The sequence below is a fragment of the Algoriella sp. genome (genome assembly GCF_036647415.1).
Lineage (GTDB): Bacteria > Bacteroidota > Bacteroidia > Flavobacteriales > Weeksellaceae > Empedobacter.
Genome location: NZ_JAVXKG010000006.1, coordinates 72832 through 86474, shown reverse-complemented (window position 1 = coordinate 86474; position 13643 = coordinate 72832). Strand labels below are relative to the sequence as shown.

Sequence of the window (13643 nt, the reverse complement as noted above, 5' to 3'; positions counted from 1 at the left end):
TCTCATTTTATCAGATGAGATTCTTCGACAAGCTCAGAATGACAAGTTTTGAAAAAAGTTTTAAGTTCTACGTTTTCAGAAAAAACTTAGAACGTATCACTTAAAACTTACTACTTTTTAAGCTTAAAACTTATTTAATTTCTTTGATACTTATTGCAAATCCTCCTCCAGCTTGTGAAGTTAAATCTAACACAGATTTTGCATCAACTTTCTTTGTTTCAATTTTATATGATTGCGGATTTGTTTTGAAATGCGCATCTTTTCCATCAGCATAAATTGTTGCTTCGTATTTTTTTCCTTTTTCTAAGAAATCTAATTTGATTTTTGTTGTACGAGGTGTATCTCCATTCACATTTCCAACAAACCAATTGTTTGATTTTTTGTCTTTACGTGCAACTGTTAAATATTTTCCTGGTTCTGCTTCAAGATATTTAGAATCTTGCCAATCTACTGGCACATCTTTGATGAATTGAAATGCATCTGGAAAACGTTTGTAATTCTCGATAATATCTGCTGCCATTTGCAACGGAGAATACATCGTTACATACAATGCTAATTGATTGGCTAATGTTGAATTTACGTGTGAATGATTATCTGGATTAAGTTTTGTTAAATCCATTTCAAAAATTCCTGGCGTATAATCCATTGGCCCTCCTAAAAGACGTGTAAATGGTAAAATTGTAACGTGGTTTGGTTTAGATCCACCAAAAGATTGGTATTCTGTTCCACGAGCTGATTCATTTCCGATAAGATTTGGCCATGTACGCGCAATTCCTGTTGGACGAACTGCTTCGTGTGCATTAACCATAATTTTGTATTCAGCCGCTTTTTCTAATGCATATTGATAATGATTGATAATATTTTGACTGTAATGATAATCTCCACGAGGAACAATATCACCTACATATCCACTTTTTACAGATGTATAGCCGTTATCGTTCATAAATTTGTATGCTTTATCCAAATGTCTTTCGTAATTGCGAACAGCACCAGAAGTTTCGTGATGCATCATAATTTTTACACCTTTAGATTTTGCATAATCGCGTAATCCTACCACATCAAAATCTGGATAAGCTGTTACAAAATCGAATACATAATCTTTGTGATTTCCGAACCAATCTTCCCAACCTTCGTTCCAACCTTCAACTAAAACAGCATCGAAACCATTTGCAGCAGCAAAGTCAATATACTCTTTTACATGTTGATTATTTGCTCCATGTTTACCATTTGGTTTTGCTTTCGAATAATCTGAAACACCTAATTCTACTGTAGAAAAATCGTCTGTGTAAGCCCAAGAGCTTTTTCCTGTAATCATTTCCCACCAAACACCGATGTATTTTACAGGTTTTATCCAAGATGTATCTTTTATTTTTGATGGTTCGTTTAAGTTATACGTTATTTTAGACGCTACCACTTCGCGCGCATCGTCACTTGCAATTACGGTACGCCAAGGTGTATTAAAAGGTGCTTGTAAATAACCTTTATCGCCCAAAGCATCTGGCGTTAACCAAGATTCGAATGTTAATGTTTTATCATCAAGATTAAGACTCATTGCTGGATAATTAATCAACGCTGCTTCGTGTAAATTGATGTATAATCCATTTGATGCTTTCATCATCAACGCTGTTTGAACACCTGTTTTTGAGAATGCTTTTTGTGATGCATTTCCAATATAGGCTTTGTCAAACAAACCTCTTATTTCTGATAATTTAGATTCTGTGTAATCATATTCTTGCGTATCATAATCTCCCGGAATCCAAAAAGCTGTGTGATCGCCTGCCATTGCAAATTGAGAATGTTCTTCTTTTACAACAAAATATTTTAGATTTTTTTGCTCTGGAAATTCGTAACGAAATCCTAAACCATCGTTGAACATTCGGAAACGAATAATCATTTGACGATCTGTTTTTGGTTGAGAAACTGTAACAGCTAATTCATTAAAATTATTTCTGATTTTGTCCACTTCTCCCCAAACTGGTTTCCATGTTTCATCAAAACTTGTTGATTTTGTATCAATAATTGTAAAACCTGATAAAAAATTAGCAATATCTTTTGCACGATCATCTTCTACACGATCTTGAACGGCAAAATCCATTTCTTTGAGTTTTGTTTTAAACTCAAATCCCAAATGACTTGGTTTTACAACATCTTTTCCTTTGTATCGTAATTGATAAGTTGGCTTTCCGTCTTTAGACAAAGAGAAATCCATCACGAAATTTCCGTTTGGAGATTTTAACTCTTGTCCATAAACCATGTTCATCATCGCGATTCCTAAACCTAGTATAAACTTAAAGTTTTTCATATTTCTTGTTTTTGTTTTTTTACATTTGGGAGATTCCTCCATTCGTCGGAATGACATTTACTATATTGTCATTAATAAAATTGTCATTCTGAGTTTATCGAAGAATCTTTTAATTCTCTCTTGAGCCGAATTTGTTTCAGCTTCTCATTCTCTACTCTATGTGATCCTGAAAATGAATTCAGGATAACTTTTATAATCTCATTCATTTTTATCTTGACACAAAAACGAATCAAAAAAGTCAAGGCGGTAAATCTATTTGACTAAAAATTTATTTCGTTTCGAGAATGATTTAAAAATTCGCTATCGCCCATTAAATCATTTTTACTCTTCACTTCTTAAATTTTCTTTACGTCATAGATTTAATGCCAATTTTAAAAAATACGTTTTCAGAAAAACTTAAAAGGTATTACTTAAAACTTACTACTTTTTCAGCTCAATAATCATTGAAGATTTTCCGTCAATAGAAATTTCTCCTTTAGAATTAATTGGTAATATTTTATCTGAAATAATATCTTTTCCAGAATTTATTCCGTTTAATGATTCTGCAAAACGATCTAATTTGAAAGTTTGTTTTTCTGGATTTGCATTTATAATTACCATCACAGATTCGTTATCATTGTATCTAAAATAAACGTAAACATTTTTCTGAGGCATATAATGTTTCGTTTTTCCTGAATGAACGACTTCTTTATTTTTTCTCCAATTGAAAACTTTTGCAGAAAAATCATGAAATTCTTTTTGCTCTACCGTTCTACCTTCATTTGCAAAAGCAGATTGTTTATCCGATTTCCAACCACCAGGAAAATCTTGACGAATCGCTCCATCTCCTTTGCTTTTATCTCCGCTCATTCCGATTTCTGAACCATAATAAATTTGAGGAATTCCACGAACTGTTGCTATTAAAGATAAGCCTAATTTGTATGCTTTTGGATCATTTTTGAAAATCTGATTCCAACGTTCTGTATCATGATTTTCCATGAACACAAACATATTATTGACATCTGGATACAAGAAATCACTTGTAAATGTATTGTACAATTTTATCATTCCTTTGTCCCAAGATTCCTCTTCTGTAATGGCTTTTGGCATTTCTGAGAACAATGTAAAATCCATAATTGCAGGTAAATTAGAATTGTAATTTTCTATTTCTGCAATTTTAGAATCTTTTTGCCAATACGAAATATGCGCTGACGAATACATCCACGCTTCTCCTACAACATTAAAATTTGGATATTCATTTGTGATTGATTTTACCCATTTTGCCATTCCAGCTTTGTCGTTATATGGATAAGTATCCACTCGCATTCCGCCTAATTCTGCATATTCTATCCACCAAATTGCATTTTGCGTCAGATAATTAAGAACCAATGGATTTGCTTGATTAAGATCTGGCATCGATAAATCGAACCAACCATTCAAAGCTTCTTTTTTATCAACTTCTGCAACATTTGGATCAAATTGAGAAGTTGTACGATAATTAGAACGTTTGAAACCTTTTTCGCCTCCATCTGCAAATTGATTAATCCAATCCTTAGAAGGTAAATCTTGAATCAACCAATGCGATAATCCCCAATGATTGGTTACATAATCTTGAATAAGATGCATTCCACGTTTGTTCAACTCACGCGATAATTCTCGGTAATCTTCGTTGGTTCCGTAGCGTCCATCAATTTTATATAAATCGGTTTGCGCATATCCGTGATAGGAATGTTGTTTTTCGTTATCTTCATTAACTGGCGTTAACCAAATAGATGTTGCACCAAGATTCTGAATATAATCTATATTGTTAATAATTCCGCGTAAATCTCCTCCATGACGACCATCAGAAAGTTGACGATTTGCTTTATCTACTAATTCTTTTTTAGAATCGTTTGTTTCATCTCCATTCGCAAAACGATCTGGCATGATTAAATACACCACATCTTTTGATGTAAAAGAGGCACGATTTGATGAATTTGGTTGACGATCTTTTAACTCGTAATTGTACGAATCAACAATTTTATTTTTCTTTTTCAGATTGATTTTGAACGATGTTTTTTTTACATCATTTGTATTAATCGTAACAAAAGCATAATTCGGATTTTCAGTTTTCTGAATATCTTTTATTTTAATTTCATCTGATAATTCGATTGTATAATCACTAATATTTTTACCATAAACCAAAATTTGAAGATCAGGATTTTTCATTCCCTTCCACCAAAACATTGGTTCTACTTTTTGTATTTGTGCAAATGCAAAAGTTGATAATAGTGATGTTAAAACTAGTATTTTTTTCATGTGTGAGTGTTTTTTAGATTCCTCCATTCGTCGGAATGACATTTACTTTATTGTCGTTAATGAAATTGTCATTCTGAGTTTATCGAAGAATCTTTTTAATTTTTATTCTCATTCATTTTTGTCTTGACACAAAAACGAATCAAAAAAGTCAAGGCGGTAAATCTATTTGACTAAAAATTTATTTCGTTTCGAGAATGATTTAAAAATTCGCTATCACTCATTAAATCATTTTTACTCTTCACTTCTTAATTTTTTTTTACGTCATAGATTTAATGCCATTTTCAAAATACGTTTTAAAAAACTTAGAACGTACTACTTAAAACTTTCTACTTTTAAATTAAAATACCCTGAAAGCAAAAGCCTTCAAGGTATCTTGAATTCCCTTTATTAAATTGAAGGTTGAACAACAGACTTTTCTCCGAAAACATAAACCTCTAACGGTTCTGTTCCTTCTAATTCGAAAGTTGTTTCTCCTTTATTTACGATAACTTTTAGGATTTGATGACGGAAATTGATTTTAAATGAAAATCCTTTCCATTGCTCTGGCAAGCGTGGTTCAAAATATAATGCATCATTTTTGACACGCATTCCTCCAAATCCTTCTACAATCGACATCCACGTACCAGCCATAGATGTGATGTGTAAACCTTCGTGAACCTCTTTGTTATAATCGTCTAAATCTAAACGAGAAGTTCTTAAATAAAATGTATATGCTTGCTCCATTCTACCTAACGTTGCCGCTTGAATAGAGTGTACACAAGGTGATAATGATGATTCGTGAACCGTTAATGGTTCATAAAAATCAAAATGTTTTTCTAATTGTTCTTTCGAGAAATCTTCTTCGAAATAATAAAATGATTGCAAAACATCCGCTTGTTTGATGTAAGCTGAACGCAAAATTCTATCCCAAGACCATTTCTGATTAATTGGTCTATCTTCTTTTGACAACTCAGAAACAGGCGTTAAATCTTTGTCTAAAAAACCATCTTGTTGTAGATAAACATCATGTTCTTCACTAAATGGTAAATACATATTATCCGCAACATTTTTCATTGCAACTAATTCTTCTGCATTGATAGAAGTTTTAGTCACAATTCGCTCATAATCTTGAGGATAATTTGTTTTTATATTTTCAATTTGTTCCAACGTATAATTGATACACCATTGCGCACAATAAGACGTATGAAAGTTATTGTTGACATTATTTTCATATTCGTTTGGTCCAGTTACACCCAACATTACAAATTGTTGTTTGTCAGCAGACCAATTTACACGCTGTTGCCAAAAACGAGCTATTCCTAATAAAACTTCCAAACCAGCTTCTGGAATATAAGATTGATCACCCGTAAAGCGTGTGTAATTGAAAATTGCAAAAGCGATGGCTGCATTACGGTGAATTTCCTCGAAAGTAATTTCCCACTCATTGTGACATTCTTCTCCATTCATCGTAACCATTGGATATAAAGCAGCTCCATTTTTGAAACCTAATTTTTCTCCATTCTCAATCGCTTTATCCAATTGATTGTAACGATACATCAACAGATTTCGCGCAACTTCTTGGTTTTTCGTAGCCATATAAAATGGCAAACAATATGCTTCTGTATCCCAATAAGTAGAACCTCCGTATTTCTCTCCAGTAAAGCCTTTCGGACCAATATTAAGACGAGCATCTTTCCCAGAATACGTTTGATTTAATTGAAAAATATTAAAACGAATACCTTGTTGTGCCTCAACATCACCATCAATCGTAATGTCAGACATTTCCCATGTCTTCGCCCAAGCTAATTTTTGGTTTATTAACAATTGTTCATAACCTTGTTCATTTGCTTGCAACAATACATTTTTAGCAGCATTAATCAATTCATTTTTAGCATGATTAGTTGAAATAACATAACCACCAAATTTCTGAATTGTCGCTGTATCATTTGTTTTAACCTCAACTTTGTATGTAAATTCTACTTTTGATTCTGTTTTAAAAGAAGAAATAGGATTAATATGTTGATAACTACCATTTACCAAGATTTTATTCTCCATAAATGTAACCACCTCAAAATGTGTTTTGAATGTGCGCGCTTGTACAAAACCTTGTTGATTATTGATTTCTGTATTTACAGGTTCCCAAAAAATCTCTTCCCAATTGGCATCTTCATTTTTTACAGCAGCATCTACATACGATTTGTACACAATTTTTGCATCAGAATTTGTAGGTTTTATATCGTATTTAATTACTCCTAATTCATCTAAATCAGCAGAAAGAAAACGGCGTACAAAAACCTCTATTTCTAATCCAGAAGGTAAAATTGCATGAAAAGAACGATCTAAAATACCTTTTTTCATGTTCAATTCACGACGAAAATTATTTACTTCACACGTATTCAAATCTAATTTTTCACCGTTAATTTCGATGTCAATTCCGATCCAAACTGGCGCATTCAATACTTTTGCAAAATATTCTGGGTAACCGTTTTTCCACCATCCAACTTTTGTTTTATCTGGATAATAAACGCCGGCAATGTAACTTCCTTGAAATGTATCTCCCGAATAAAATTCTTCGAAATTGGCACGTTGCCCCATCGCTCCGTTTCCAATAGAGAATAAACTTTCAGACGATTTTACACGATCTTTTTCAAACCCTTCTTCAATTATTGACCATTCATTTGGGATGATATAATCTTGATTCATTTTGTTGTTTTATATATTGTTGTTTGTCTATTGATTGATTAATTCTGCCAAGAAATCTTCAGAAATTTCTTCAAAATTGTTAAAATTGAATTTCGCTTCATTCAAAATCGAAGCTTCTCCAATTCCTATACTTGTCATTTTTGCCGTATTTGCGGCTTCAATTCCAGCAACTGAATCTTCGAAAACAATCGAATTTTCATTGGTTTGATTCGCTTTTCTTGCTCCGACAATAAAAACTTCTGGATCTGGTTTCGCATTCGAAACATCATTTCCATCTACGATATCATCGAAATAATTTAAAATCTGAACTTTTTCTAGAATTGGACGTGCATTTTTAGAAGCAGAACCCAAAATAATTGGTTGATTATGATCTTTCAAAAAATTTAAAACACGCATTACACCTGGTAAAATTTCTGAATCATCCATTTTATCGATATAAGCTAAATAGTCTTCATTTTTTTGATTTAACCATTCGTTTTTTTGTTCTTCTGTTGCTTCAACATTTCCTAATCCAAGAATAATTTCTAATGAACGCACACGCGAAACTCCTTTCAAAAGCTCATTATGTTCGTGCGTAAAATCAATGTTTAAAGTATCGGCTATTTTTTTCCACGCCAAATAGTGGTATTTTGCAGTGTCTACAATGACACCGTCTAAATCGAAAATAAATGCTTTAGTTTTCAAAATAATTATGCTTTGATTGGTTCATCCTCATCTTTAACGCGTGTTACAAAAAGTGCGGCAATAATTAGCGCAACTCCACTGGTAACAATAGCGTAAATTGGATTATCGTTATAAAGGTATTTTACAATTGGACCGCCCAAAAGAGCGTTGATGATTTGAGGCATACAGATAAAGAAATTGAAAATTCCCATGTAAACGCCCATTTTTTTGGCTGGAATTGCGCCTGCTAAGATTGCATAAGGCATTGATAAAATACTTGCCCAAGCGATTCCTACACCAATCATTGAGATGATTAAAAGTTTTGGATCATGAATAAAATAAATAGAAATTAATCCTAATCCTCCACAAATTAATGAAATAGCGTGTGTTGTTTTTCGACCAAATTTTAGTGCAATTGCGGGTAAAAAGAAAGCAAAAATTGCCGAAATTCCGTTGTAAACTCCGAAGATAATTCCTACCCAATCTCCTGCTTCGTTGTATGTTGCGGAATGCGTATCTGTCAAAGGTAAATTATAAACATGATGCGCAATTGCTGGTGTTGCATACACCCACATACCAAATAAAGCAAACCATGTAAAAAACTGAACCAAGCCTAATTGTTTCATCGTTTTTGGCATGTTTCCAAAATCTGTAAAAATTTGTGTAAGACTTGTTTTTTCTTCTATTACGGGTTCTCTTCCTTCCGATTTTTCAAACGCATCTAACTGTTCTGGAGAATATTCTTTTGTTGTAAAAATCGTTATTAAAACGGTTATTATAATTGCGATTGCACCAATAATAAACGATAAAATAAGATGAAATGGAACTTCTCCTTCCGCAGCAGTACTCGAAACGCCAAACCAATTACTCAAAATATATGGCAACCACGAACCAACAACAGCTCCTAAACCAATAATTACAGTTTGAATTGAATAACCCAATGTACGTTGATCCGAAGGTAACATATCTGCAACAAAGGCGCGCATTGGCTCCATTGCAATGTTGAATGACGCATCCATTATCATCAAAAATCCTGCTCCCATCCAAAGTGCAGGCATAATTGCAGTAAATGCACCAGCTTGCGGCATTAAGATTAATCCGAAAGAGGCCAATAATGCGCCTAATAAAAAGTAAGGTTTTCTTCGTCCGAATTTGGACCAAGTATTGTCTGAATAGTGACCAATAATCGGTTGAACAATCAATCCCATTAAAGGTGCTACAATCCAAAACCAAGATAATTCGTGCACATCGGCACCAAATGAACTTAAAATACGGCTCGCATTTGCGTTTTGCAAGGCGAAACCCATTTGAACTCCTAAATATCCGAAACTTAAATTCCAGATTTCTAGAAATCCTAATCTACGCTTTCCCATTATCGTAATTTTATTATGTATTTTACGATAAGCGTTTTATGCTTATCAAAACTATATTTTTGTTTTTTGAGAAGTAAAAATATGTTTTGATTTGATTACAATGTTAAAACTTTTTTTTGGGATTATTGCAACTGTAACAATTATTTAACCAAAAAAAATGTACTAAATCGTTGTAGTTTCTCGGTGTAATAATTCGGTTCCAACAACTTCGGTAATATAATGCTCGTGTTCGTTTTCCGACTCTAATTTTTGTATTAATAGACGAGCCGCAATCTCTCCCATTTTGAAGGCATTTTGTTTGACTGTAGAAATGCTTGGAATTGAATTTCTTGAAATTACACCATCTGTAAAAGCAATTAGATGTAAATCTTCTGGTATTTTAAATCCTCGTTTCAAAGCAGTTTTTAATACTTTAACAGCATATAATTCATTAACCGCCATAACTGCATCAAATTTATTTTTTTCGAAAAAATCATCAATCATCGTGTCAATCTTACTTTCATCTTCGATGCGTAAAATCAAATTTTCGTCTACTTCGATTCCATTTGCTTCCAAAGTTCTTACATAACCTTCTGTTCTTAAACGACCTACACTTATGTAATCTGGCGTTGTAATGAAACCTATTTTTCTGCGTCCTTTACTTATAAAATATTGAATTGCTTCTTGTGTAGCAAGTACGTCATCAATTATTACTTTATCGGTATAAACTTCGCGCGTTACACGATCAAACATCACAACTGGCATACCTTGGTTGATGATTTCTTTGACGTGATGATAATCTTTTTTGGCTTGAGTTTCTTTGGATAACGAGATTACAAAACCGTCTATACTACCCGCTGCCAGCATTTCCATGTTGATAACTTCGCGCTCATAAGACTCATTTGATAAACAAATTAAAACATTATATCCATATTGATTGGCTAAATTTTCGATACCGCTAATTACCATAGCGAAAAAATCATGTACAATTTCGGGAATAATTACCGCAATGGTTTTTGTTTTACGATTTTTAAGGCTTAATGCTATATTATTTGGCTTATAGTTGTACAATTTTGCAAATGCCTGAATTTTTTGACGTGTTGCTTCACTAATCTCATCACTGTTCTTTAATGCTTTTGAAACCGTTGAAATTGAAACATCTAATTCTTTTGCAATCTGTTTTAACGTTAAATTTTTTTTCATAATCTTCTCTCTTCCTATACCATCAATCTAATATTACTAATTTCTGCCTTTTTTATCAGAAATTAACACTGTTTGGTAAATAATTTAATTATTTATTAACACGCAAACGTTTTCGTTAAACCAGACAGTGTACTTCATACACAATCAATCATTTAAACTACTTATATTTGAGATTGAGAAGTAAAAATATAAATTAATAATTAACGAAACAAAACGAAAAATATATGAGGATTTTAAAACAATCTCTTCTAGCATTAGTTTTATCAAGCCCTGCTATTTTATCTGCTCAAACAGCGGTAAAAGGAACAGTGTATGATAGTACAAATAGTGCAATTCTTACTGGTGCAGATGTTTCGAACATTACAACCGGAGACTCTACAACTTCTGATGAACAAGGAAACTTTACATTAGAGGTAAATGATGGTGATATTATCACAATAAGTTATTTTGGTTATGACGACCAAGAATTTACATACGCAGGACAAGGACAATTGCAATTTCGCATGGCGAAAACAACAGAAAACTTGAAAGAAGTTGTTGTAATTGGATATGGTACTGCAAAAAAATCTGATGTTACAGGTTCTGTAAATCAATTAAATTCTGAAGATTTCAACAAAGGATCTATTTCATCTGCCCAAGAACTAATGACAGGAAAAATCGCTGGCGTTGTTGTAACATCTAGTGGAGGAGCTCCTGGAGATGATCAAAAAATCTTAATACGTGGTAATAGTTCTATCTCATTAAATCGTGAGCCTTTATATGTTATAGATGGATTACCTATTTCTGATGAAAAAATTGGAGGATCTCGAAATCCATTAGATTTCTTAAATCCAAATGACATCGAAACAATGACTATTTTGAAAGATGCTTCGGCAACTGCGATTTATGGTTCTCGTGCCGCAAATGGAGTTGTTTTGATTACCACTAAAAAAGGAAAAGGAAAACAATTTAAATATAGTTACAACTCTACAACTTCTGTTTACGATCCTATCAAGATGGTTGATTTGATGAATGCAGATCAATTTAGAACACTTGTAAAAGAACACGGAACTGCTGATGACATAGCAAAACTAGGTAACGCTAACACAGATTGGCAAAAGTTAATTTACAAAACTGCAATAGGTTTCGATCATAATTTCAGTGCTGTAGGAAAAATTGGTGATTTTATGCCTTCTCGTTTTTCTATTTCTAATACAGATCAAAATGGTATCTTAAAAGGAGATAATATTAATAGAACAACATTAAGCGTAAATCTTAATCCAACTTTTTTAGATGATCATTTAAAATTTGAAGTTAATGCAAGAGGTTCTTACATAGAGAATGTTTTTGCAAATAGAGACGCCATTGGAGCTGCATTAGAATTTGACCCTACACAATCTGTTTATTCAAATGGAATTAATTCTTGGCAAGGTTATAATGTTTACACACAACTGATAGATGGACAATATTTCTTACGAGATTTAACGCCTAATAACCCTATTGCATTATTAAACGAAGTAAATGACACCGCTGAAACAAGACGTTTTGCAGGAAATGCAAAAATGGACTATAAGCTTCATTTCTTACCAGATTTAACAGCTACTGTAAATGTTGGTTACGACATTACTAATGCCAATGGTAGAAAAGTTTCTAATTACGCTTTACCAAGTAAAAACACAAAATGGGATGGTTCTTATTCTAACTTCAATAACGAATTTTCGAACAAATTGTTAGATGCTTATTTAACATATAACAAATCATTTGGAGTTTCTACTATTAATGCAGTAGTTGGATATGGATATCAAAAATTTGGATTTGATAAATTCTCTTTTGATTCTGAGAAAGCAGAAATTGGACAAATTGCAGCTGTTGTAGATAAATACGAAAGCGTTTTATTGTCTTACTATGGACGTGTTAATTACAACTACGATAATCGTTATATCTTAACTGCAACTTTACGTGCTGATGCTTCTTCTAAATTAAATCCAAATGATCGATGGGGATATTTCCCATCTGCTGCATTTGCTTGGAACGTATCAAATGAAGAATTTTTAAAAGGAAATTCTACAATTAGTGATTTAAAATTTAGAGTTGGTTACGGACAAGTTGGTAATGTAAATGGATTAGAAGACTATTTATTCTTAACTCGTTATACGCAAAGTTTATCGTCTGCGCAATATCAATTCGGAGACAAATATTATCAAGTTTATCGTCCAGAAAAAGTTAATCCAAACTTGAAATGGGAAATATCTAATACTTTAAATATAGGAATTGATTATTCATTATTCAATAACAGAATTTATGGTAGTTTAGATATTTATCAAAAGAAAACTAAAGATTTAATTGCAGAAGTCTACGTAGATCAATTCACTAATTTCTCTAATAAAGTTAAACAAAATATTGGAGATATGGAAAACAAAGGTATTGAGTTTAATATTAATGCGGATATCATAAAAACTAAAGATTTTGATTGGTCTTTTGGATATAATATCGCATACAATGACAACAAAATTGTTAACTTAAAAAATGATAATTATGTTGGAGGAATCGATGGAGGTACTGGTATCAATATACAAGTGCACAAAGAAGGACATACACCATTTTCATATTTAGTATACAAACAAATTTACGATACAAATGGTAAACCAATAGAAGGTGCATACGAAGATTTGAATAAAGATGGCGTTATCAACGAAGATGATCGTTACTTACACAAAAGTCCATTTGCAGACTTCACAATGGGGTTCAACACACGATTTAGATACAAAAATTGGGATTTAAGTGCAACTGCACGTGCAAGTATTGGTAATTATGTATACAACAATGTCGCTTCAGCAAAAGGATATTTAGCAAAAGCAACAGGTAATGGACAAGGATATTTATCTAACGTACATACCGATTATTACAATACTGGTTTTTCTGCAATTACTGCAAGTAACTTGACAAGTGATCATTATATCGAAAATGGATCTTTCTTAAGAATAGATAATATTACATTAGGTTATAATTTGAAACAAGCGATCAAAGGAATGGACGTTCGTTTATATGGAGCTGTGCAAAATGTCGCATTAATTACAAATTATGATGGAATTGATCCTGAAGTTTTCGATGGAATTGACAGAAACTTTTATCCAAGACCAAGAACTTTTGTCTTTGGTTTAAATGTAAACTTCTAAAAGTAAAAA

The 13643-nt window shown here is 32.4% G+C and carries 7 protein-coding genes; 1 reads left to right on the top strand and 6 read right to left on the bottom strand.

Features of this window, described 5'->3' with window-relative positions:
- Positions 1 to 130: 130 nt before the first annotated feature.
- The 6 genes from RSC72_RS04235 to RSC72_RS04210 all read right to left on the bottom strand — a co-directional run bounded on the left by RSC72_RS04235 (position 131) and on the right by RSC72_RS04210 (position 10479).
- Positions 131 to 2302: a glycoside hydrolase family 97 protein gene (locus RSC72_RS04235; RefSeq protein ID WP_332543518.1), complete on the bottom strand. Its 2172-nt coding sequence runs from the start codon at positions 2300 to 2302 to the stop codon at positions 131 to 133.
- Between the two features lie 420 nt (positions 2303 to 2722).
- On the bottom strand, positions 2723 to 4579 hold the full coding sequence (locus RSC72_RS04230; RefSeq protein WP_332565993.1) for a glycoside hydrolase family 13 protein: 1857 nt from the start codon (positions 4577 to 4579) through the stop codon (positions 2723 to 2725).
- A 387-nt stretch (positions 4580 to 4966) separates the two neighbouring features.
- Complete coding sequence (locus RSC72_RS04225; RefSeq protein WP_332543516.1) at positions 4967 to 7261, bottom strand: glycoside hydrolase family 65 protein; 2295 nt, start codon at positions 7259 to 7261, stop codon at positions 4967 to 4969.
- A 27-nt stretch (positions 7262 to 7288) separates the two neighbouring features.
- Entirely contained in the window at positions 7289 to 7945 is a 657-nt protein-coding gene (gene pgmB / locus RSC72_RS04220) for a beta-phosphoglucomutase (RefSeq protein WP_332543515.1), read from the bottom strand.
- Between the two features lie 5 nt (positions 7946 to 7950).
- On the bottom strand, positions 7951 to 9297 hold the full coding sequence (locus tag RSC72_RS04215; protein WP_332543514.1) for an MFS transporter: 1347 nt from the start codon (positions 9295 to 9297) through the stop codon (positions 7951 to 7953).
- A gap of 162 nt (positions 9298 to 9459) precedes the next feature.
- Entirely contained in the window at positions 9460 to 10479 is a 1020-nt protein-coding gene (locus RSC72_RS04210; protein WP_332543513.1) for a LacI family DNA-binding transcriptional regulator, read from the bottom strand.
- A gap of 224 nt (positions 10480 to 10703) precedes the next feature.
- Between RSC72_RS04210 and RSC72_RS04205 the strand changes: the two genes are divergently transcribed.
- A complete protein-coding gene (locus tag RSC72_RS04205; RefSeq protein ID WP_332543512.1) occupies positions 10704 to 13634 on the top strand; it encodes a SusC/RagA family TonB-linked outer membrane protein in 2931 nt (976 codons plus the stop codon).
- Positions 13635 to 13643 lie beyond the last annotated feature (9 nt).